18 protein-coding genes are annotated in these 21,349 nt (G+C 73.8%); 7 read left to right on the plus strand and 11 right to left on the minus strand.

From position 1 onward, the window contains the following. Position 1: 1 nt before the first annotated feature. The 3 genes from ACYVKZ_RS11195 to dut form a co-directional block, all read right to left on the minus strand. The gene (locus tag ACYVKZ_RS11195; protein WP_307006289.1) at positions 2-319 is read right to left on the minus strand and encodes a single stranded DNA-binding domain-containing protein; all 318 of its coding nucleotides are present in this window, start codon (positions 317-319) and stop codon (positions 2-4) included. Beyond that, the gene (locus ACYVKZ_RS11200; RefSeq protein ID WP_460992324.1) at positions 312-1,037 is read right to left on the minus strand and encodes a DUF3710 domain-containing protein; all 726 of its coding nucleotides are present in this window, start codon (positions 1,035-1,037) and stop codon (positions 312-314) included. Before ACYVKZ_RS11200 ends, ACYVKZ_RS11195 begins: the two co-directional genes overlap by 8 nt. A 68-nt stretch (positions 1,038-1,105) precedes the next feature. After that, complete coding sequence (gene dut, locus ACYVKZ_RS11205) at positions 1,106-1,615, minus strand: dUTP diphosphatase (protein ID WP_460992325.1); 510 nt, start codon at positions 1,613-1,615, stop codon at positions 1,106-1,108. 93 nt (positions 1,616-1,708) lie between these two features. Here dut and ACYVKZ_RS11210 point away from each other — a divergent pair, with 93 nt between their 5' ends. Continuing rightward, positions 1,709-2,197, plus strand: coding sequence for a DUF3093 domain-containing protein (locus tag ACYVKZ_RS11210; RefSeq protein ID WP_460992326.1), 489 nt, complete (start codon positions 1,709-1,711; stop codon positions 2,195-2,197). Between the two features lie 67 nt (positions 2,198-2,264). Here the strand turns inward: ACYVKZ_RS11210 and ACYVKZ_RS11215 are convergent, their stop codons facing one another. Next, on the minus strand, positions 2,265-2,564 hold the full coding sequence (locus ACYVKZ_RS11215; RefSeq protein WP_066497506.1) for a DUF4193 domain-containing protein: 300 nt from the start codon (positions 2,562-2,564) through the stop codon (positions 2,265-2,267). A gap of 295 nt (positions 2,565-2,859) precedes the next feature. On the opposite strand from ACYVKZ_RS11215, the gene sepH reads away from it, so the two are divergent. Beyond that, positions 2,860-4,371, plus strand: a complete 1,512-nt coding sequence (gene sepH / locus ACYVKZ_RS11220) for a septation protein SepH (protein ID WP_460992327.1) — start codon at positions 2,860-2,862, stop codon at positions 4,369-4,371. A 21-nt stretch (positions 4,372-4,392) separates the two neighbouring features. On the opposite strand, the gene ACYVKZ_RS11225 is transcribed toward sepH, so the two are convergent. The 4 genes from ACYVKZ_RS11225 to ACYVKZ_RS11240 are packed head-to-tail and all read right to left on the minus strand — an operon-like array spanning position 4,393 to position 9,780. Next, positions 4,393-5,064, minus strand: coding sequence for a thymidine kinase (locus ACYVKZ_RS11225; protein WP_460992328.1), 672 nt, complete (start codon positions 5,062-5,064; stop codon positions 4,393-4,395). Beyond that, positions 5,057-6,295 (minus strand): alkaline phosphatase family protein, encoded by a 1,239-nt coding sequence (locus tag ACYVKZ_RS11230; RefSeq protein WP_460992329.1) that lies wholly within the window; start codon positions 6,293-6,295, stop codon positions 5,057-5,059. Before ACYVKZ_RS11230 ends, ACYVKZ_RS11225 begins: the two co-directional genes overlap by 8 nt. Beyond that, entirely contained in the window at positions 6,296-6,985 is a 690-nt protein-coding gene (locus tag ACYVKZ_RS11235; protein ID WP_460992330.1) for a DUF5998 family protein, read from the minus strand. A 53-nt stretch (positions 6,986-7,038) separates the two neighbouring features. Beyond that, the gene (locus ACYVKZ_RS11240) at positions 7,039-9,780 is read right to left on the minus strand and encodes a bifunctional acetate--CoA ligase family protein/GNAT family N-acetyltransferase (RefSeq protein WP_460992331.1); all 2,742 of its coding nucleotides are present in this window, start codon (positions 9,778-9,780) and stop codon (positions 7,039-7,041) included. Positions 9,781-9,832: 52 nt separating this feature from the next. Between ACYVKZ_RS11240 and ACYVKZ_RS11245 the strand changes: the two genes are divergently transcribed. The 3 genes from ACYVKZ_RS11245 (at position 9,833) to ACYVKZ_RS11255 (ending at position 13,540) form a co-directional block, all read left to right on the plus strand. After that, the gene (locus ACYVKZ_RS11245; RefSeq protein ID WP_460992332.1) at positions 9,833-12,358 is read left to right on the plus strand and encodes a DNA gyrase/topoisomerase IV subunit A; all 2,526 of its coding nucleotides are present in this window, start codon (positions 9,833-9,835) and stop codon (positions 12,356-12,358) included. A gap of 134 nt (positions 12,359-12,492) precedes the next feature. Then, positions 12,493-13,011 carry a DinB family protein gene (locus tag ACYVKZ_RS11250; protein ID WP_460992333.1) on the plus strand — a complete coding sequence of 173 codons (519 nt, stop codon included), beginning with the start codon at positions 12,493-12,495 and terminating at the stop codon, positions 13,009-13,011. Between the two features lie 13 nt (positions 13,012-13,024). Continuing rightward, on the plus strand, positions 13,025-13,540 hold the full coding sequence (locus ACYVKZ_RS11255) for a DinB family protein (protein ID WP_460992463.1): 516 nt from the start codon (positions 13,025-13,027) through the stop codon (positions 13,538-13,540). Positions 13,541-13,615: 75 nt separating this feature from the next. On the opposite strand, the gene cydD is transcribed toward ACYVKZ_RS11255, so the two are convergent. From cydD to ACYVKZ_RS11270, 3 genes are read right to left on the minus strand one after another with little or no spacing between them, the layout of a single operon-like run. Next, positions 13,616-17,029: a thiol reductant ABC exporter subunit CydD gene (gene cydD / locus ACYVKZ_RS11260; protein ID WP_460992334.1), complete on the minus strand. Its 3,414-nt coding sequence runs from the start codon at positions 17,027-17,029 to the stop codon at positions 13,616-13,618. Positions 17,030-17,044: 15 nt separating this feature from the next. Then, complete coding sequence (gene cydB, locus ACYVKZ_RS11265; RefSeq protein ID WP_460992335.1) at positions 17,045-18,097, minus strand: cytochrome d ubiquinol oxidase subunit II; 1,053 nt, start codon at positions 18,095-18,097, stop codon at positions 17,045-17,047. Positions 18,098-18,110: 13 nt separating this feature from the next. Further along, positions 18,111-19,748 (minus strand): cytochrome ubiquinol oxidase subunit I, encoded by a 1,638-nt coding sequence (locus ACYVKZ_RS11270; RefSeq protein WP_460992336.1) that lies wholly within the window; start codon positions 19,746-19,748, stop codon positions 18,111-18,113. 217 nt (positions 19,749-19,965) lie between these two features. Between ACYVKZ_RS11270 and ACYVKZ_RS11275 the strand changes: the two genes are divergently transcribed. Both ACYVKZ_RS11275 and ACYVKZ_RS11280 read left to right on the plus strand, forming a co-directional pair. Next, positions 19,966-20,328, plus strand: coding sequence for a BlaI/MecI/CopY family transcriptional regulator (locus ACYVKZ_RS11275; protein WP_460992337.1), 363 nt, complete (start codon positions 19,966-19,968; stop codon positions 20,326-20,328). A gap of 22 nt (positions 20,329-20,350) precedes the next feature. Further along, the gene (locus tag ACYVKZ_RS11280) at positions 20,351-21,328 is read left to right on the plus strand and encodes a M56 family metallopeptidase (RefSeq protein WP_460992338.1); all 978 of its coding nucleotides are present in this window, start codon (positions 20,351-20,353) and stop codon (positions 21,326-21,328) included. Positions 21,329-21,349 lie beyond the last annotated feature (21 nt).

Below are 21,349 nucleotides of genomic sequence, written 5' to 3' on the forward strand. Positions count from 1 at the left end.
GTCAGTCCTCCTGGGCCAGGATCTCGTAGCGCGGGTTGTAGATGGTGGGGACGCCGTGGAAGTGGGCCAGCATGCCGGAGAAGCGCAGGCGCGTCCCGGCGTTGACCCCGCTGATCCGCCGGCGCCCGAGCCAGACGAGGCACAGGGCCGGCCCGCTGCCGGGCCGCTCGCGCTCGTCCTCGATGACTGCGGTGAGCCGCGGCGCCTCGTCGACGGGCACGAACGTGAGGGACCGTACGAGGCCTTCGCCGGAGACGAGGCCGCGTTCGGGGAGCCCGCCGAAGCCCTCGAGCCTCACGGGCGCGGTGGCCTCAGCCAAGATGGGTGGTCTCCGGTCCACGTTCCGGCGTGTGCGGGGCGTGCTGTCCATGGCCTGCGCCGTTCTCGTGCGGCGCGGCCTCGACCGGGATGCGCAGCGGGAGGAGCTCGCGCGGGGGCAGCGGGGACTCGCCGCGGTCCACGACCACGTGGCGGAAGAGGTCCTCGAGGGCGGCGGAGGCCTCGTGGCTCTCCGCGGCCTGGCCGCCGATCACTCCGCGCAGGAACCACCGCGGACCGTCAACGCCCATGAACCGGGCCGCGCGGTAGCTGCGGCGCTCGCCGGAGGCATCGGCAGGAAGCCGCGCGAGCAGCTCCGGGCCGAAGCTGCCCTCGACCTCCTCCACCATGCCGCCCTGGCTCGCGACCGACTGGGCGATCTGGGCGCGGATCTCGCCCCAGAGCCCCTCGGAGCGGGGCGCGGCGAAGGCCTGGAGCTGCAGGCTGGATCCGGCGAGGTCCATCGTGACGGCGACGACGCGCTGGGTGGCCTCCTCGAGCTCGAGGCGCAGCTGGAGGCCCTCGGTGGGCCGCACGAGGATCGAGCCGAGGTCCACGTAGCCGCTCTCGGTGCGCGCCTCGCTCGCATCGAACGGTCCCTTCTGGGCACGCCCGTAGCCGCTCTTGTCGGGCTCGGGACGCTTCTTCGTCAACTCCCCGAGGACCGAGGGGTCCTCGGAGGTCAGCTTGGCGTTCTTGCCGCGTCCGAACAGTGCCACACACACTCCTTTGTCTTGCCGGGTGTCCCGGCAGCCCGCTTCCGCCGAACGCCCGGTCGGGCGGGGCGCTAGGGGGCGGTGAATCCGCCCGTCGAGCCGAAGCCCCCCGAGCCGCGCACGGAGTCGGACAGGTCCGCGACGGGCACGAAGCGCGCATGTTCGACGCGCTGGATCACCATCTGAGCGATTCTATCGCCGCGGCGGAGGGCGATCGGTTCGGACGCGTCCGTGTTGAGCAGGGTCACCGCGATCTCGCCGCGGTAGCCCGCGTCCACCGTGCCCGGGGCGTTGACGACCGTGAGGCCGTGCCGCGTGGCGAGGCCCGAGCGCGGATGGATGAGGGCGACGTAACCGAACGGGAGTGCGATGCTCACCCCCGTGGGCACGAGCGCGCGCTCACCTGGGCCGAGCGTCACGTCCACGCGTGCCCGCAGGTCGGCTCCGGCGTCGCCGGGGTGGGCGTACGCGGGCGGCTCGAGGCCGTCGTCGAGCATCTTGAGCTGGACGTCGAGGGTCGGCGCCCAGGCCGGGGACTGGTCCGGGGCCGCGTGGTCGGGGGCTGTCTGCTGCGCGCTCACCCGTCAACTCTAGCGGGCCTGCAGCCGCTCCCCGGTGCCCGCGGACGGCCGGCGCTTTTGTCCTCGCGGGCGCCGGGGTGGAAAGCTTGACCCATGCCTGACGCCACGACGCCCGCCTCCGGGCCGAGCACCGCCGATCCCATCGTCTACTCCGAGAAGCTCTGGCCGGCCTGGTGGGTGTGGATCGTGGTCCTGGGCGTCTCCGGCGCGGGCATCCTGGTCTTCGCCCCGATCAGCATGGCTGCCGGGTACACGGGCGCGGCCGTGCTGCTCGTCATCCTCGCCGGAATCCTCGTGGCCTCGACGCCCGCCATCGTGGTCACGCGGACCTCCTTCCGCGCCGGCCGGGCCGTCCTCCCGCGGACCTTCACCGGCGCCGTGGAGGCGTTCGACGGCGACGAGGCCACAGCGGAGCGGGGCCCGCGCCTGAACGGGCTCGCCTACCTGTGCATCCGGGGCTGGATCCGCCCTGTGGTCCGCGTCGAGCTCACCGATCCGGAGGACCGCACGCCGTACTGGCTCGTCTCGAGCCGCCATCCGGACCGTCTGGTCGCCGCGCTCAGCGAAGTGCCGCGCCGCTGAAACGGAGGCGGCCCCGACGCCGTCGCGTCGGGGCCGCCTCGAGCGTGGCCGCCTGGAGCCGGAGGCATCAGCCTTCGCACTCCTTGCAGTAGAGCAGGCCGTTCTTCTCCCGGGCGATCTGGGAGCGGTGGCGGACGAGGAAGCACGAGGCGCACGTGAATTCGTCGGCCTGCGCGGGCAGCACCCGCACCAGGAGCTCCTCGCCGGAGAGGTCGGCTCCGGGGAGCTCGTAGCTGTCCGCCGCCTCCGCCTCGTCCTCGTCCACCGCAGCAGACTGCTTGTCGGTACGGCGGGACTTCAGCTCCTCGATCGAATCCTCGTTGAGCTCTTCCTCGTTCTTGCGCGGCGCATCGTAATCGGTCGCCATAATTCTTCGTTCACGCTCCGGTAGCTAGCCATGTCACGTGGCATCCCACGTAGTCCACTCCAACGCACTCGGCCCCCATTTTGTGCCCAGTGACGGGGAGATTGTTCCCGATGAGCAGGCAAAACGCCACTCAGCTCCGGAACATTCCCGACATGAGCGCTGCTCCCGGCTACTGCGCCGCGGCCCGCGCCGCGCCCGGGCGCCCCTTTTTCGCGGCACACCGGGAGCCTGCAGGCCTTCGGCGCCCGCGGATGGCACAGTTCTACTCAGACCTAGAGCAAGCTGGAGGGCGTCCATGCGGGAGCGAGCGCACGATCAGGCGGAAGAGCTGCGCCTCGTCGGGGTCCACGAGGACGGTGCACACCTCATCGTGAGCGCCGCGAACGGGGACATGTTCCGGCTGCCTCTCGACGAGGCGCTGCGCCGCGCCGTGGCCCGCCCGGCGCCCCAGCGTCCTGCGCCCTCCGGCGCCGACGGCGCCGGCATGACCCCGCGCCAGATCCAGGCCGAGATCCGCGCGGGCGCAACCGCCGAGGAGGTCGCGGCGTCCTCCGGCGTCCCGCTGGCCCGGGTGCAGCGCTTCGAGGGCCCCGTCCTGGCCGAGCGCGAGCACATGGCGCGCCGCGCGCAGGCGGTGGAGGTCCCGGGGCGGCTGCCCACCCAGGAGGCGCTGCGCGGACCCGCGGCCGACCGCGCGGTGACGCTCGGCGAGATGGCCGCATACCGGCTCTCGCTCCACGGCGTGCCGGCCGGGGCCGTCGAATGGGACTCCTGGCGCCGGCCCGACGGCCAGTGGACCGTGGTGGCCCGATTCGCCCTCCCGGAGGGCGCGCCGTCGTCCATCGGCGAGGAGCCGCCTGCCGTGTGGACCTTCCATCCCGGCCACCGGACGGTGGCCAATGCCAACCGGTGGGCGCAGCAGCTCAGCGAGCTCGAGCCGCTCGATGGGCCCGCTCCCCGCCGCCGGCTCGCAGCCGTCTCGGACCGCCCGTTCGACGTCGAGGCAGCCGAGGAGCACCCGGGCGGCGAGCTGGACCGCGAGGGGGAACTGCTGGACATGCTGCGCGCGCGCCGCGGCCAGCGGCTGGGTGTCGACGAGGACGGCGACGACGCCCTCGCGCTGCTCCTCACCCACGGCATCCCCGCGGCCCACCCGCGGTCGCCCGAGGCCGAGGAGCCGGAGCCCGAGGCCGCCCCGGCCGAGCACCGCAGGGCCGGCGAGCGGGAACGCGGTGCGTGGCAGGCCGCGGAACGGGACGAGGAAGCCGAGGACGACGACGGCGCCCCGGCTCCGCGCGGCGGCATCACCTCGCTGCTCTCCCGCCTCAACGTCCGCACGGTCCCGGAGGCTGATTCGCGGCTCGACCTGCGGCCGGGCGTGAGCACTGCCACCACGGAGATGACGGTCGTCCCATCGGCGCGGCCCTCGGGCGACGGTTCGCACGACGGTCCCGCCGACGGCGCGGCGGGGCGTGAGGACGGCGGCACGGCGCACACCGCTCCCCAGCAGCGGGACACGCCCCAGCAGGAGGAGGGGCCGGACCAGCCGGACTTCCCGCAGGAGGAAGGGCCGCACGGACCGGACAGCCGTCAGGACGCGGAACGCCCGCACGGAGAGGAGCGCCCGCACCGGCCGGAAGGCCTGCACGGAGCGGGAACCCTGGCCCGGGAGGCCTCACCCGAGGACCGGGAGCCGCCGCGTCCCGAGACCGGGGGCCAGGGCGAGCCCACGCGCAGGTCCTCGCGGCCCAAGCGGTCCTCAGTCCCCAGCTGGGACGAGATCGTCTTCGGCACGAAGGGCGACTGACCGGGCTCCCGCGGGCGGGCCCTAGTCGCCGAACGGGAGCAGCTGCTCCCCCTCCCCCATCACGGGCACGGACGCGGCCGTCTTCCCGGCCATGTAGTGGCGCCTGCACAGGGTCTCGTACTCCACCTCACTCCAGAGGCCCTCGTCGTCGGGCGTGCCACGGCCGGAGACGTCCGCCACGACCACCTGCTCCCCCGTCAGGACCATCTCGCCGCCCACGGTGCGGGCGTTGTGCGTCGCGCGACGCCCGCACCAGCACAGCGTCGGGACTTGGAGCGTCTCGATCCGGTCGGCGAGCTCCACGAGCCGACGCGAGCCCTCGAAGAGGCGCGCGCGGAAGTCCGTGCCGATCCCGAACGCGTACACGTCGACCTCAAGCTCGTCGACGACCCTGGCCAGCTCGTCCACCTGCTCGTGGCGGTAGAACTGTGCCTCGTCGCAGATGAGGTAGTCGACCTCCTCTGCACGGGTCCGCCGGGACACGACCTCGTTCCAGAAGCTCGACTCTGCCGTGACCTCGATCGCCGGGGTGCTCAGGCCCAGGCGGCTCGTGATGACGGCGCGCCCGGACCTGTCGTGGCTCGTGAAGAGGAGCCCCTTCCGGCCGCCAGCACGGTGGTTGTAGTCCATCTGCAGCGCGAGCGTGGACTTGCCGCTGTCCATGGTGCCGGTGAAGAAGACGAGCTCAGCCACGCCGCTGCCGCTTCCCGCGGACGCGTCCGCGCGCGGTGAAGGCCACGAGCGGGACCTGCCGCTCGGCCTTGGTCCACGAGCCGTGCTGGCCCACCATCTCGAACGCCTGCGGCCGGGCCCGCCGCCCGTCGTAGAGGGCCAGGTCGCCGTGGACCGCGACGATGAGGTCGCCGATCCGGGGATGGACCCTCTCGGAGACGACCGGGCCGAACAGGCCGTGCCCCACGGCCTCGGCCCGCGTGAGGATCCAGGCCTGGCTGCCGAAGCGCTCGCGCCATCGCGCGGCGACGGCCGCCACCGCGGACGCGTCCGGGGCCCCCTCCCCGTCGGCGCCCTCGAGGTGGAGGTGCACCATGCGCGGCTCGCCGGCGGTGTGCCGCACCCCCTCCGTCAGCTGGGGATCCGCCGAGATGTCGATCCGGCGGGCCGCGGCGACGTCGACCATCCCGTGGTCCCCGACGACGAGGACGAGCGTCCCCGGCGGGAGCTGGCCGTCGAGGCGGCGCAGGCACGCGTCGACCTCCTCGAGCGCCTCCTCCCATGCGGCGGAGGCGACGCCAAACTGGTGACCGGCCTTGTCGAGCTCGTTGAGGTAGAAGTAGGCGAGCATGCGCGGCCGCGCGGCCATGGCCTCGGCGGCGGCGGTCGTGCGCGCGTGCAGACTCACGGCACCGATGAACTCGCCGCCCCGGAGCGCGGCCCGCGTCATCGCGGAGCCCTCGAACTGGGGAAGGCTCACGGTGGCCACCGGGATCGCGGGATGGAGGCGCTCGAAGACGGTCGGGCAGGGCTGCCACCGCTGCGGGTCGACATCGGGGTCCCAGCCGTTGAGCTGGTTGACCACCCGGTCCAGGTGCGGGGCATAGACGTCGTAGCCGACCATGCCGTGCTGCCCCGGCGGGACGCCGGTGCCGAGGCTCGCGAGCGAGGCCGCAGTGGTGCTGGGGAACGCGGCGTCGAGCGTTCCCGGGACCGCCCCCTGGCCCTGGGCGAGCTTCTCGCGCAGGAAGGGCGTGTGCGCGGTGCGCCTGGACAGGAGGGTGCGGCCCAGGCCGTCCACCATGACGAGGCAGATGCGCACGGCGGCGGGGAGCCCGAGGGTGTTCTCGAACCCCTCGGCCCCGAGGGCCGCAGCGCAGGAGGGCAGAACATCCGCCACGGAGCGCGAGCCGAACGCGGGCGGGGGCGGAAGGGGCGGAGCGCCGGCCGCGGCGCCGGGGGCGGCCGTCATCTAGCGGCTGCCGTGGCCGCGCAGCGTCCGCGACGAGAACGCCGAGAGCCGGGGCCGCTGGGCCGCCTGGGAGGGGCGCGATCCGGTGTTCACCGCACGCAGGAGCCGCGCGAACTGCTTGGCGGCGTCGACCGCGCGGGGGCCGTCGGCGTCGGCGCTGATCCTGAGCACGATGTCCTCCTGCGCCATCGTGCCGGTGTAGCCGTGGTCGGCCTCGCATTGGGGGTCGCCGCATCCGGCCGGCACGATGTCCAGCCGCTGGCCGCCGCTCCACGAGATGGCGAGGGTGACCTCCCGGACCGGGTCGCCCGGGGCGTAGTCCGCCGGCTGGGCGTAGACGTAGGAGAGCACGACCGTGGCGATCTGGTCGACCGGCACGGACTCGGTGGACACCTGGGCCCCCATCTGGCTGCCGCTGTCGTCGAGCGGCGCCTCGTCCACGTGGGTGATCACGAGCATGTCCTCGGTCAGGACGAGCACGGTCACGTGCCGGCGGACCTCGGCCCGCTCGAAGTGGGTCTCCAAGTGTGTCAGGTGTGCGATCGCCGCCCGGCCGTCGAGGGCGTCGGCCACCACGTCGCCGACGAGCAGCGGGTAGAACCCCGTCCGCTCGAGCGCCGCGGTCAGCGATTCCCCCGGGCCTGGGACCCGGTGCTCGCCTGCAGGTGCCCCGGACGCGTTGTGGCTCATGGGCGCCATTCTCCCAGACCGGCGCCCGGCGTCCCAAAACCGGGACGCCGCGGTCACTGGGCGATGAGGGCGCGCCGGGCGCTGTCCATGCGCTGGGCGGCGTTGCCGATCCAGACCTGCGCCGAGAGCACGGTCAGGCCCCGGGAGCTCACCACCACGGGCTTGAGCTCGAGCAGCGACACCTCCGGGTGGCGGTCCTTCAGCAGCGAGACCCGTCCGATGAGGTCCTCGAGCGCGGGCACGTCCAGGGCGGGCAGGCCCTCGTGCCCGAACAGCTTCACGGAGGTGCGCGGCGAGCGGACGATGTCGTGCACGTCGCCCGTGGTGAGCGGGGTGATCCGGTGCGCCCAGTCGTCGAGGAGGGAAACGGCGTCGCCCGCGAGCCCGAAGGAGAGGACGGGGCCGAGGAGGGGGTCCTCGATCGCCCGCACCACGCACGCCTGCCCGAGCGGAGCCATGCGCTGCACCTCGAAGTGGCCGCCGCCGTAGGGGGCGAGGGCGCGCCCCATCTGCTCGAATTCGGCGCGGAGGTCGGCGGCGTCCCGGACGTCCAGGCGGACGGCGCCGAGGTCGAGGCGGGAGCGGAGGTTGTCCGCGGCGGACTTGATCGCCACCGGCCAGCCGAGGGCGTCCGCGGCCGCGACGGCCTCCTCGGCGGTCCCGACCGGCCGGGACGCGAGGACCGGGATGCCGTAGCAGCCCAGCAGCCGCGCGGCGTCGTCGCCCGAGAGCTGCACGAGCTCCGTGCCCTGCACGCCGGCGAGCCGGGCGCCGATGAGGGCCGCGGCGGCGCCGTCGTCCGCGTCGGCCTCGAACAGGGCGCCCTGGTCCCGGGCGAGCCACTCGCTGTAGCGGGTGACGGCGGCGAGCGCCGCCACGGCGTCGCCCGCGCTCGTGTAGCACGGGATGGCCGCCGGCCACTCCTCCGGCCGTTCGCCCACCCTGGGCGCGGGAAGGAGTCCCTCGGTGTCCGTCTGCCGGTCCAGCACCCCCGGGAACGCCGCGATGACGGCCTTCCCGAGCGGCTCCGCGGTCTCCGCGAGGGTCTGGGCGAGCGCCGGCACCCGCACGCCCGCCGAGGGCAGGAGGGCGACGACGACGGCATCCACGTCGTCGCGGGCTGCGGCCTCGCGCAGGCGCCGGGCCAGCTCGGGGAGCGCGAGCGACTGCCCCAGGGCGAGGTCGAGGTCGCCCTCGGCGCCGGTCACGGTCAGCCCCTCCCCCTCCGCGCTGTCCGCCACGACGCGGGCCAGGGCGAGGGAGTTGCTCAGGACGGCGACCCTCGGGCCGGCCGGCAGGGTCCCGACGGCGATCTGGGCGACGTCGACGAGCTGCTCGACCGTGCCGACGCGGATGACGCCGGACTGGCGCAGCACGGCGTCGAGCGCCCCCTGGGGGGCCTGGGTCGTGCGCACGGAGTGTCCCGGCGGGAGCCGCAGCCCGGTGACCTCGCTCTTGGCGACGATGACCGGCTTGCTGCGGGCGAGGCGGCGGGCGATGCGGGAGAACTTGCGCGGGTTCCCGAACGACTCGAAGTACAGGCCCACGGCGCTCGTGGCGACGTCGTCCTCCCAGTACTGCATGAGGTCGTTGCCGGAGACGTCGGCCCGGTTGCCCGCCGACAGCACGGAGGAGAAACCAAGGTAGCGGCGCTCGGCGGCGGCATAGAGCGCCACCCCGATGGAGGCGGACTGGCTGAACAGGCCGAGGCTGCCCTGCCGTGGCAGCCCGGGGGCGAGGGAGGCGTTGAGCCGGATGTCCGGATCCGTGTTGGCGATGCCGAGGGACTCGGGTCCGACCACCCGCATGCCGTGGGCCCGGGCGTGGCGGACGATCTGCCGCTGGAGCGCGAGGCCCTCCTCGCCGCGCTCGGCGAAGCCGCCGGAGGCGATGACCACGCCCTTGACGCCCGCGGCCGCGCAGTCGGCGACGACGCCCTGGACCTCGGCGTACGGCACGGCCACCACGGCGAGGTCCACCGGCTCCGGGACCTCCCCGATCCGCCCGTAGGCCATCATGCCGCCGAGCTCGAGCGCCTCGGGGTTGACGGCGTAGACGCTGCCCGCGAAGCCGCCTTCGACGATGTGCTCGAGCAGCTGGTAGCCCAAGGTCCCCCACGTGCGGCTGGCGCCGACGACGGCGACCGAGGAGGGGGCCAGGAGGCCCATGATGCTGCGCGCCTCGGCGCGGTGCTCGCGCGACTCCATGACGGCGCGCGACTTCTCCGTCGGGTCGATCTCGAAGGCGACGGAGACGACTCCGTCGTCGAAGTGCCGGGTGACGGCGTAGCCGGCCTCGGCGAAGACCGTGAGCATCTTGCGGTTCTCGGGCAGGACCTCGGCCGTGAACCGGCGGATGTGGTTCTCGCGGGCGGCGGCGGCGAGGTGCTCGAGCAGGATCGAGCCGATCCCCCGGCCCTGGTGCCTGTCGGCGATGTTGAAGGCGACCTCCGCCTCGGCCGGGTCCGTGAGGCGGTCGTAGCGGCCCACGCCGATGATCTCGTCGCCGATGGTGATGACCAGCGCGACCCGGTCGTGGTGGTCCACCTCGGTGAACCGCTTGAGTTCGCCGGGCGTGAGGCGCGCCTTGTAGCTGAAGAAGCGCAGGTAGATGGACCCCTCAGACTGGTGGGTGTGGAAGTCCTGCAGCGCCTGGGCGTCCTCGGGGCGGATCGGGCGCAGGTGGGCCGTGCCGCCGTCGCGCAGGACCACGTCGGCCTCCCAGCCGTGCGGGTAGGACGCGCCAGTGGTGGATGCGCGGGTCGAGGGTGCGCCGTCCGAGGCCGATTCCACCATAGGGTTAGCCTAGTTCAGCCCCCGCACCACCACACGAAGGACCCACGCTCTCTTGGCACGTCGACAGAACCCGCGCTCCTCCTCGGGGGCGGACATCCTCCCGGGCACCGACGACTTCGCGGAGAACATCACCGACATCGACGTTGCCGAGGAGATGGAGACCTCCTTCCTCGAGTACGCCTACTCGGTCATCTACTCGCGCGCGCTCCCGGACGCCCGCGACGGCCTCAAGCCGGTCCAGCGCCGCATCCTGTACATGATGAGCGACATGGGGCTGCGGCCGGACCGCGCCCACGTCAAGAGCGCCCGTGTGGTGGGCGAGGTCATGGGCAAGCTGCACCCGCACGGCGACGCCGCCATCTACGACGCGATGGTGCGCATGGCCCAGGGCTTCGCGCTGCGCCTGCCGCTCATCGACGGGCACGGCAACTTCGGCTCGCTCGACGACGGGCCGGCCGCTGCCCGGTACACGGAGGCCCGCATGGCGGCGGCCTCCCTCGCGCTCACCGGCGACCTGGACGAGGACGTCGTCGACTTCATCCCCAACTACGACGGCCAGCTCACCCAGCCCGAGGTGCTCCCGGCCGCGTTCCCCAACCTGCTGGTCAACGGCACCACCGGCATCGCAGTGGGCATGGCCACCAACATGGCCCCGCACAACCTCGTCGAGGTCATCGCGGCGGCCCAGCTGGTGATCGCCAACCCCGAGGCCACGCTCGAGGAGGTCATGGAGCTCGTGCCGGGCCCGGACCTGCCCTCGGGCGGCCGGATCGTCGGCCTCGAGGGTATCCGCGACGCGTACCGCACGGGGCGCGGCTCCTTCAAGACCCGCGCGAAGGTCTCCATCGAGCAGATCTCCGCACGGCGGACCGGCATCGTCGTGACCGAGCTGCCCTACATGGTGGGCCCCGAGAAGGTCATCGAGAAGATCAAGGACGCGGTCAACGCGAAGAAGCTCGCGGGCATCTCCGACGTCACCGACCTCACCGACCGCCAGCACGGGCTCCGGCTCGTGATCGAGATCAAGAACGGCTTCAACCCGCAGGCCGTCCTCGCCCAGCTCTACCGGTACACGCCGCTCGAGGACTCCTTCGGCATCAACAACGTCACGCTCGTGGACGGGCAGCCGCAGACCCTCGGGCTGCTCGAGCTCCTGCGCGTCTACGTGGGCCACCGGATCGACGTTGTGCGCCGCCGCACCGCGTTCCGGCTCCGCAAGCGCAAGGACCGCCTGCACCTCGTCGAGGGGCTCCTGGTCGCGATCATGGACATCGACGAGGTCATCCAGATCATCCGGACCTCGGACGAGGCCGCCGCCGCGCGCGAGCGGCTCATGTCGATCTACGACCTGACCGAGATCCAGGCGAACTACATCCTCGAGCTGCGCCTGCGCCAGCTCACCAAGTACTCCAGGATCGAGCTCGAGAAGGAGCAGGACGAGCTGCGCCGCGAGATCGCCGAGCTCGAGGCCATCCTCGGCTCGGACTCGCTCCTGCGCCAGCTCGTCTCGGGCGAGCTCGGCGAGGTGGCCGAGAAGTACGGCACTCCGCGCCGCACGGTGCTCCTGGAGCGCGACGACGCGCCCGCCCTCGGGAGCAAGGCCTCCGCCGCTGTCGCCGGCGCGTCCGGCGCGGCGAAGGGCAAGGCCGCGCCGCTCCAGCTCGAGATCGCCGACGAGCCCTGCTGGGCCCTCCTCTCGGCGACCGGCATCGTGGCCCGGACCGTGCACGCCGAGCCGCTCACCGAGGGCGGCCCGCGGGTGCGGCACGACGTCTTCCGGTCCGTGGTGCGCACGACGGCGCGCGGCGAGGTCGGTGCCCTGACCTCCGCGGGGAGGATGCTGCGCCTGCAGGTCGTGGACCTCCCCCAGCTCCCGCCCGCGTCCGGCCTGCCCAACATGGCCGGCGGCGTGGCCGCGAAGGACTTCCTCACGCTCGCCAAGGGCGAGGCGCTCGTGGCCCTCGTGCCGCTGGACGCGGTCGTCGCGATGGGCACCGCCCAGGGCGTGGTCAAGCGGGTCTCCCCCGACTACCCGCTCAATCGCGAGGACTGGGACGCGATCGCGCTCAAGCCCGGCGACGCGGTGATCGGGGCGGCCCCGGCGGCCGACGGCGATGTGCTGGTCTTCGTGACCGGCCAGGCCCAGCTCCTGCGCTACGACGCGTCCACCGTGCGCCCCCAGGGCCGCACCGCGGGCGGCATGGCCGGGATCAAGCTCGCCGCGGGCGACGCGGCCGTGTTCTTCGGCGTGGTCTCCGCCGCCGACGCCGAGGAGAGGGCCGTGGTCGTGACGATCGCGGCCGGCTCCGATGCGCTCCCCGGCACCTCGGCGGGCAGCGCCAAGGTGACCCCGTTCGCCGAGTACCCCGCCAAGGGCCGGGCGACGGCCGGCGTCCGCGCCCACCGCTTCCTCAGGGGCGAGGACCGGCTCATGCTCGCCTGGGTAGGCCGCGGCCCGGCGCGCGCCTCGTCCTCGGCGGGGGTGGCCCGCTCGCTGCCCTCGGAGTTCGGCCGCCGGGACGGCTCGGGGGTCACGCTCGCCCAGTCGGTGGACGAGGTCGGCCCCAGCTTCGCCTAGCTGCCGCCTCTCCCCCCACCCCCGTTTCGGGTACGCATCTCGTCGCCCTTTCGCGGTTTCGGGTACGCATCTCGTCGCCCTCGTGGCCTTCCGGGTACAGGCAGGGCGTCGGTGTGCGCCGTTAGACTGCAGCCATGGCGATCACCCCTGACCTGAAGGACTGGACCTGGGTCCTCGAACGGCCCTGCCCCGAGTGCGGGTTCGACGCGGACGCCCTCACGCCGCACGAGGTTGCGGCGCGGATCGACACGGCGCTGCCGCGCTGGGACGCCGTGCTCGGCCGCGCCGACGTGCGCGGGCGTCCGGACGAGTCCACGTGGTCCCCGCTCGAGTACGCCTGCCATGTGCGGGACGTGTTCGAGCTCTTCCGCGCCAGGCTGGGCCTCATGCTCGCCGAGGACGGGGCGGCCTTCGACGACTGGGACCAGGACGCCACGGCGCTCGAGAAGGACTACGCGCGCGCGGACCCCGAGGTGGTGCGGCCCCAGCTCGCGGAGCAGGGCGCCCGGGCCCGCGACGCGTTCGCCGCTGTTCCCGCTGAGGCGTTCGGCCGGCGGGGCCTGCGTAGCAACGGCAGCGCGTTCACCGTGGTGACCCTGTCCCGCTACTTCCTGCACGACGTCGAACACCACCTCCACGACGTGGCGGGCTGACGGCGTGAAGACGATGGAGCCGGCCCTGTTCGCCGCGCCGCTGAAGTCCCAGTTCGAGGCCTTCCTCGACGAACACCGTGCCGCCCTCGCCGCGAGCCTCGACGGGCTGACCGAGGCCGAGGCGCGGGCGGCCCTCGTGCCCTCGCGCACCACGCTCCTGGGCCTCGTGAAGCACGGGGCGTTCGTCGAGCGGGTCTGGTTCGACGAGGCCGTCACCGGCCGGACGCGCGCCGAGATCGGCATCCCGGCCACTCCGGACGATTCCTTCGTCCTCGCCCCGTCGGACACGATCGGCAGCGTCCGCGCGGACTACCTTGCGGCGTGCCGGGACGCGAGGCTGGCCACTGCGCCGCTCGGGCTCGACGACGTCGTCTCCGGGAACCGCCGCGGACCGCTGCCCCTGCGCTGGGTGTACCTCCACATGCTGCGCGAGCTCGCCCAGCACTGCGGGCACGCGGACATCCTGCGCGAGCAGGTCCTGGCCGCCCGCGCCGGCAGCCCAGCCACCCCGGGTCCGCCTGCCCGCTGAATCGGCTGCTTGACTCGATCAGCGCACAGCCGCCGGGTCAGCCCGCGTGCGCCGCATCAGCGCAGACCCGCCGGTTCAGCCCACCGGCACGGCGGTGCGCACCGCGCCCTGCGGGGCGGCGAGCCGCACGAGGACGTCCCCGGGCATCAGCTCCGTGGCGTGGTGGGTGACCATGACGACGGTCCTGTCCGCGAGCGCCTCGTGCAGGGCGGCCACGAGAGCGAGGCCGGATTCGGGGTCCAGGTGCGCAGTCGGCTCGTCGAGGAGCACTACCTCCGCGCCGGCGAGGAGGGTCCGCGCGACCGCGAGACGCTGTCGCTGCCCCCCGGAGAGGAACGCCCCGCGGCTGCCGATGCGCGCGTCGAGGCCGCCCGGCAGCGAGCGCACGTGCTCGAGGAGCCCGACCTTGGCGAGGACCGCTTCGAGCTCGGCGTCCGACGGCGCGTGGTCCCGGTCGCGGGCGACGGCGAGGTTCCCGCGCACGGTCGAATCGAAGAGGTGCGACTCCTGCGGGCACCACGCGACGGGACCGGCGACCTCGGCCGTGCCCGCCCGTGGGGCGAGGAACCCGGTGAGCAGCGCGAGCAGCGTCGACTTGCCGCTCCCCGAAGGCCCGGCGACGACGACCCAGTCCCCCGGGCGCGCCGTGAGGTCCAGGCCCGTCAGGACGTCGGGGCCGTCGGCCCAGCCCACGGTGACGCCGCGGAGTCCGAGGCCCGCGCCCCGTCCAGCGGCGCCCGGCTCGGAGGTGCCTGGGGATGCGGCACGCCGCCCGACCGCGTCCTGCACGGCCCGCTCCTCGGCCGCGACCCGGACGAGGGCGGCGCGGAGGGCCGGGAGCTGCTGGACCGCCGTGCTGGCGGCAGCGAGCGGCTCGGCGAGGGCGAGCTGGAGCAGGAGGACGGCCGCGGCGGTCGCGGCAGGGGTGCCCGCGGCCTGCGCGGCCCCCAGGGTCAGAGCGGCGGCGGTACCCGTCGCGGCGACGACGACCGCGCGCGCGAGCCCCTCCGCCGCCGCGCCCCGCCGCTCGAGGCGGGTGAGCGCGGCGTCTGCGGAGCGGATCGACCGCAGCACCGCCCCGTCGCGGGCGTTCGCCCTCAGATCCGCCCCGGCCGCCAGGGCCTGGCCCATCCGCGCGAGCAGGCCAGCCCGACCGGTCTGGACCCGGGCGGCCGCACGCCGGTCGGCCGCCCTCGCGACCGCGGGCGCCACGACCAGCGCGACGGCCACCGCCGCCGCCAGGACGGGCGTCTGGCCGGGCAGGAGGATCCCGACGGCCACCAGGGCGCCGGCCGCGACCAGGACCGCCGTGGTGATCGGCGCCAGGACGCGGGGCAGCTGGTCCCGCACCGACTCGGCGTCCCCGACGAGCGCCTCCAGGGCTGCCCCGGGCACGAGGAGCCTGCGCGCGGAGAGCCCCCGTACCGACAGGAGGGTCCACAGCCGCTCACGCAGCACGGTGAGCGTCGACAGGACGGCGGAGTGGAGGACGAGCCGCTCGCGGTAGCGCAGCACGGCCCGGGCGATCCCGAAGAACCGCACGCCGGTGATCGCGGTGAGCAGGTAGAGGATGGGCGGCTGCTCGCTCGCCCGCACGATCAGCCACCCGGAGAGGGTGGAGAGGGCGACGGCGGCCGCGGCCGCGCCCAGCCCGGCGAGCGCCGCCCGGGCGTAGGTGCCCGCGTCAGGGCGCAGCAGCGAGGCCAGGGTGCGCAGCCACGCCCCGCGCCGGACCGCCGCCGGGGCGGGCAGCACGCGGCGGGCGGGCGCGTCCGGCAACTCGGCGCGGAAGCGGGCCGAGGCCGCGGAGGACGACGGGGCGAGCTCGACGGTGCGGTCCGCGAGGGCCGCCGTGCGCGGCTCGTGCGAGACGAGCAGCACCGTGACCCGTCCTTCGAGCGCGGCGATGGCGCGCTCCACGAGGGCCGCGGACGCGTCGTCGAGGTGCGCCGTCGGCTCGTCGAGCAGGAGCAGGTCCGCCCCGTCGGCGACGCGGGCGAGCCCGCGGGCGACGGCGACGCGTCGCTGCTGGCCGGGGCTCAGCTCCGCCGGGTCCGCGGCGCCCAGCCCCCCGAGGCCGAGCCGCGCGAGGAGCTCCCCGACCAGCGGGCCGTGCTCCCCTGGCGCGGCATCCTCCCCCGCGGCCCCGGCGTAGAGCAGGAGCTCCGCGGCCACGGTGCGCTGGGTGAACTGCGGGTGCTGCGGGACCCAGGCCACCCGGCGTGGGTCGGGCCCGTGCACCGAGCCGTGCACCGCAGCCCCGGCGCCGTCGCGGACGAGGCCGGCGATGGCGGCCAGGACGGTGGTCTTTCCCGAGCCGCTCGGTCCAGCGAGCACGGTCACGCAACCGGCCGGGGCGGTGAAGTCCACCGGTCCGACGGCCCCGGCCGCGCCGTCGTACTGTACGGCGAGCCCAATGACGCGGACCACCGACGGTCCGGCCGCCTCGGGCACCCCCGGCGCGACGTCCCCGTCGCGGCGGCTGCCCGCGGACAGGAGCGCGGCACCCCGCGGGGCGCCGATGCGGGCGCGGGCCCGCCGCAGGGCCTCCGCGCCGTCCTCGCTCGCGTGGTGGGCGGTCCCCAGGTCGCGGAGGGGCTGGAAGCACTCGGGGGCGAGGATGAGCGCGAGGAGCCCGGCCTCGAGCGTCATGTCCCCGTGGACGAGGCGGATGCCGATGAATACGGCGACGACCGCCACGGAGATGGTCGAGATGAGCTCGAGCGCGAGGGCCGAGAGGAAGGCGACCCTGAGGGTGGCCATCGTCCGGGACCTGTAGGCGCGGGAGAGCTCGCCGAGAGCTCGTCGCTGCTCGGCGGCGCGGCCGAGGCCGACAAGCACGGGCAGCCCCTGGGCGAGCTCGACGAGGTGCGCGCCGAGCCGCAGGAGGGACTGCTGGGCCTCGGCGACGGCCTCGAGCGTGTGGCGTCCGATCAGGACCATGAACAGCGGCACGAGCGGGAGGGTGAGCACGAGGATGAGCGCGCTGACCCAGTCGGCCCCGAGGATGCGTGCGCCGACGAGGAGCGGCAGGACCGCGGTCTGGACGAGGGCGGGGAGGTACTGGGTGTAGAGCGCGTCGAGGCCGTCGAGGCCCCGGCCGGCGAGCACGGCGGTCGCCGCGGGCGAGGACGCGACCCGGGCTGCGCCGTCGTCCGCGGGATCCCCCGGGGAGGCGGAGGCCGGGGCGCCGCCGAGGCCCGCTTCGAGCAGCTGCGCGCGCAGCTCCTCCTTGACCCCCACGGCCGCCCAGCGCCCCACCGCCGAGGTGCCCCACTCCGCGGCGGCCCGGATCAGGACCCCGGCGGCCGCGGCGAGCGTGGACGCGGAGAGCGTCCCGGACTGCGCGGCCCCGGCAGCGAGCGCTGCGAGGCCGGAGGCGACCCCCTGGGCGACGAGGGCCAGGCCCACGGCCTTCGCCGCGGCGAGCACGCCCAGGAGGACGAGCGCGCGGCGGCTGGTCGGTCCCAGCGGGATGTCCGGCCTCATGCTGGTGCCCCTTCCCTAGGCTTGCTTGCCGCTGACCAGGCGCACCACGATCGCGGGCACCACGGAGTGCGCGGTGGGGATGCTGTCCACGCTCAGGCGGCGGCGGAAGACCCAGTACGTCCAGGTCTGGTAGGCGAGGACGAGCGGGAGACCGATCAGCGCGACGACTGTCATGAGCCCGAGCGTGTAGTCGGACGACGACGCGCTGGACACCGTCAGGCTGTTGGCCGGGTCGAGCGTCGAGGGCAGCACCACGGGGTAGACGGCCGAGAAGATGGCGGCGGCACCCGCGGCGAGCGTCAGGGCGAGCCCGATGAAAGCCCGGCCCTCGGAGCCGCGGCGTGCCAGCGCCCAGGCTGCGAGCGCCGCCGCGGCGGCGACGAGCGTCAGGAGCCAGCTCCACCATGCGCCCGTCCGCAGCTGGACCGCGACGACCCACGCCACGAGCGGGAGGATCGCGAGCGGGAGCCAGCGGACGAAGGCACCGTGGGCGCGGGAGCGGATGCCGCCGTCGGTCTTGAGGGCGATGAAGGCCAGCCCGTGCACGAGGGCGAACGCAACGACCGCCACCCCGCCGAGGACGGCGTACCAGGTCAGCCAGGCGAACGGGCCGCCGACCCGGTCGCCGTTGGCGTCCAGCGGCAGCCCCGTAGTCGTCAGGGCGAGCATCGCCCCAACGCAGAACGCCGCGACGGCGGAGCCGAGGGCCAGCGCCCAGTCCCAGGCGGCGCGCCAGCGGTCGGAGTGGACCTTCCCCCGGTACTCGATGGAGACGGCCCGGAAGATGAGCGCCACGAGGGCGAGCGTGAGCGGGAGGTAGAGCGCGGAGAAGAGGGAGGCGTACCAGCGCGGGAACGCGGCGAACGTCGCGCCGCCGGCGGTCAGCAGCCATACCTCGTTGCCGTCCCAGACGGGGCCGATCGTGTTCAGCAGCACGCGGCGCTCGCCCTCGCCGCGGGCGAAGAGCTTCATGTGCATGCCGACGCCGAGGTCGAAGCCCTCGAGGAAGAGGTAGCCGACCCACAGGACGGCGACCGCGCAGAACCAGACGGTGGGGAGGGTATCCATGGTGGTGATGCTCCTAGTAGGCGAAGGCCAGGACGTCGTCCGCGGGCTTGGCGTCGCCGGCGCCGCCGGCCGGGCCGCCGTCGTCGTCCGCCGGCGGCTCGGGCGGTGCCGCGTGGGCGAGCTCCGGCATGGCCGAGGCGACACCGCCGCGGGTGTAGGTCCACAGCAGCCGGACCTCGACGACCATGAGCGCGGCGTAGAGCAGGGTCAGGATGATGAGCGAGGTGAGGATCTCGCCGGCGCTGACCCCGGGCGAGACGGCCGCGGCGGTGAACATGAAGACCTGGTCGACGCTGCCCGCCATCGAGGGGTTGGGCGCGACGACGAACGGCTGGCGTCCCATCTCCGTGAAGATCCACCCGGCGGCGTTGGCGCCGAAGGGGGCGAGGATGCCGACGACGGCGAGGCGCATGAGCCAGCGCGCCTGCGGGACGGTGCCCTTGCGGGTGGCGATGAGCGCCGCGAGCGCCGCGAGGGCGGCGAGGGCGCCGAAGCCGATCATGGCCCGGAAGCCCCAGTAGGTGACCTCCATGACGGGGACGTACTGGATGGCCTCTCCGGCACGGTCCCCGTACAGCGGGTTGTCCGGCAGGTTGGTCCCGTAGGCCTTCTCGTACTCGGGGATAAGGGTGTTCACGCCCTTGACCTCGGTGGTGAAGTCGCCCTTGGCCAGGAAGGAGAGCAGACCGGGGACCTCGATGACGGCGGCGACGTCGCTGCAGTCGCGCGAGCCCACGTTGCCCACGGACAGGACGGAGAAGCCGGTGCCGTCGTGGCACGCAGCCTCGGCGGCCGCCATCTTCATGGGCTGCTGCTCGAACATGAGCTTGCCCTGGAGGTCTCCAGTGACGGCGGTGCCGGCGAAGGAGATCATGGCGACCACGGCGCCGATCCGCAGGGACTTGAGCCAGACCGCATGGTCGGTGCGGTCGCGTCCGGGGACGCCCGGCGCCTCGCCGACCACCACGCGCTCGCGCCGCCGGCGGCCGGTGCCCTGGATGACCTCGACCGTGTCGATCCCGTCGTGGCGCCGCTGCCACAGGTGGTACCAGGAGATGCCGAGGAGGAAGGCGCCGGCCACGCCGAGGGCGCCCATGAGGGTGTGCGGCACGGCGACCAGGGCCGTGTTGTTGGTGAAGACGGCCCACGCGTCCGTCATGACCGGATGCCCGTCCACCACCTTCACGCCGACGGGGTGCTGCATCCAGCTGTTGGCCACGATGATGAAGTACGCAGAGACCGCCGAGCCGATGACGGCGCACCAGAGCGCCGCGAGGTGCAGGCCGGGGCGGAGCTGCTTCCAGCCGAAGATCCACAGCCCGAGGAAGGTGGACTCGACGAAGAAGGCGAGCAGCGCCTCCATGGCCAGCGGGGCGCCGAACACGTCGCCCACGAACCGGCTGTACTCGCTCCACGCCATCCCGAACTGGAACTCCTGGACGATGCCCGTGGCCACGCCCATGATGAAGTTGATCAGGAAGAGCTTGCCCCAGAACTTGGTCATCCGCAGGAACTCGGTCTTGCCCGTGCGGTGCCAGACGGTCTGCAGCACCGCGACGACCAGTCCGAGGCCGATCGTCAGCGGCACCATCATGAAGTGGTAGACCGTGGTGATTCCGAACTGCCAGCGCGCTATCTCCAAAGCGTCCACGCATGCTCCCGGTTGCTCGTCCCGACTTCTACGTCTTGTAGAAACTCGACTTCTACAGAGTGTAGAACAGACCGCCCGGCAGGGCCAACGCACACCCATGTCCTGCTGTGAGCGAACGCGCGTGTGCAGGATCTCACCAGATGGGTTCTACCGTGCGTAGAATGGTTGAAGCACGCCAGAGGTTGGCGTGCCTGATGCATGTGAGGACTTGAAGACGATGGCTAGCCTGGGTGAGCTCGAGCGCTCGGTGATGGACCTGCTGTGGTCGGCCCCCGAGGCGTCCACCGCCAATGACCTGCGCGACCGGCTGGCCCTGGTCGAGGGCGAGGGCAAGGACCTTGCAGTCACCACCGTCCTGACGGTGCTGTCGCGGCTGGAGAAGAAGGGCCTCGTGGAGCGCGAGCGCGGGACCCGCCCGCACCGCTACCGTGCGGTCTCGACCCGCGAGGACCACACCGTCCGCCTCATGCACGAGGCCCTCGGTACCGCGACTGACCGCGAGGCCGTGCTCGCGCGGTTCATCGGCTCGGTGTCCGAAGCCGAGGCCGCCACGCTGCGCAAGCTCCTGGCCAGCGGCTGATCCACGCCGCCGGGGCGCGCGCGTGCTCGTGACCGCTTACCTCCTGGCGCTGCTGGCACTGCTGCTCGCGTGGCCCGTGCCGGTGGCGCTCTCGCGCGCCCAGTGGCCCGCGCGGTCCCCCTTCGCCGCGATGATGCTCTGGCAGTCGATCGCGCTCGCCGGCGGCCTGTCCATGATCGGCGCCATGCTCGTCTACGGCCTCTCCCCCCTCGGCGACAGCCTCGTCGCCGCGGTGCGGCGGGCCCTGAAGGTCGTGCTCGGCAACGAGACGCCCAACGAGCTGCACTTCTGGCACCTGTTCGCCCTCAGCGCCGCGGCCCTGCTCAGCGTGCACCTCGTCTTCACCCTGCTGCTCACCTACGCCCGGATCGTGAGCCAGCGGCGCCGCCACCGCGAGCTGCTGGCGCTCCTGAGCTCGCCGTCCGGCGCCCTCGAGCGCACCTGGGTCATCAGCCACCCGGCGCCCGTCGCATACTGCCTCCCAGGCGGGTCGCGCTCCGTCACCGTGCTCTCGGACGGCCTGATGGAGACGCTCGCGCCCGAGGAGCTCGACGCCGTCGTGAGCCACGAGCGGGCGCACCTCACCCAGCGCCACCACCTCCTCCTGTGGGCCTTCGAGGCCTGGCGCGCCGCGCTGCCCTGGCTGCCCACGAGCCGGCTCGCCCGGCAGGCGGTCAACTCGCTCGTGGAGATGCTCGCGGACGACGTCGCGCGGCGCACCGCCCGCGACGACATCCTCGTCCGTGCGATCGCCCTCGTGGCCGTCGGCGGCGAACCCGCCCCCGGCGCCCCGCCCGCAGCGGTCCCGGGCTCCGTGCCGGCACCGTCCGCCGCGTCGGGCGCGTTCGACACGGACGGCGTGGACATCGCCGGGCGCCTCAGCCGCCTGCTCACCCCGCGGCCCCCGCTGGGCCGCACCGCCACAGCCCTCGTGCTCGCAGCCAGCCTGCTGCTGATCGCGGTCCCGACGGTCCTGCTGATCGTTCCCGGCCTGTTCTGAGCCGCCGGTTCCGGGGCGCGC

The organism is Sinomonas soli, assembly GCF_054782415.1.

Excerpts from the sequence above, each read along its gene's own strand:
- ACYVKZ_RS11215 (WP_066497506.1), bottom strand. The coding sequence starts at position 2,564 with ATGGCGACCGATTACGATGCGCCGCGCAAGAACGAGGAAGAGCTCAAC.
- ACYVKZ_RS11240 (WP_460992331.1), bottom strand. The coding sequence starts at position 9,780 with ATGGTGGAATCGGCCTCGGACGGCGCACCCTCGACCCGCGCATCCACC.
- ACYVKZ_RS11275 (WP_460992337.1), top strand. The coding sequence starts at position 19,966 with ATGGCTAGCCTGGGTGAGCTCGAGCGCTCGGTGATGGACCTGCTGTGG.
- cydB (WP_460992335.1), bottom strand. The coding sequence starts at position 18,097 with ATGGATACCCTCCCCACCGTCTGGTTCTGCGCGGTCGCCGTCCTGTGG.
- sepH (WP_460992327.1), top strand. The coding sequence starts at position 2,860 with ATGCGGGAGCGAGCGCACGATCAGGCGGAAGAGCTGCGCCTCGTCGGG.
- ACYVKZ_RS11255 (WP_460992463.1), top strand. The coding sequence starts at position 13,025 with ATGGAGCCGGCCCTGTTCGCCGCGCCGCTGAAGTCCCAGTTCGAGGCC.
- ACYVKZ_RS11210 (WP_460992326.1), top strand. The coding sequence starts at position 1,709 with ATGCCTGACGCCACGACGCCCGCCTCCGGGCCGAGCACCGCCGATCCC.
- ACYVKZ_RS11250 (WP_460992333.1), top strand. The coding sequence starts at position 12,493 with ATGGCGATCACCCCTGACCTGAAGGACTGGACCTGGGTCCTCGAACGG.
- cydD (WP_460992334.1), bottom strand. The coding sequence starts at position 17,029 with ATGAGGCCGGACATCCCGCTGGGACCGACCAGCCGCCGCGCGCTCGTC.
- ACYVKZ_RS11230 (WP_460992329.1), bottom strand. The coding sequence starts at position 6,295 with ATGACGGCCGCCCCCGGCGCCGCGGCCGGCGCTCCGCCCCTTCCGCCC.
- ACYVKZ_RS11235 (WP_460992330.1), bottom strand. The coding sequence starts at position 6,985 with ATGAGCCACAACGCGTCCGGGGCACCTGCAGGCGAGCACCGGGTCCCA.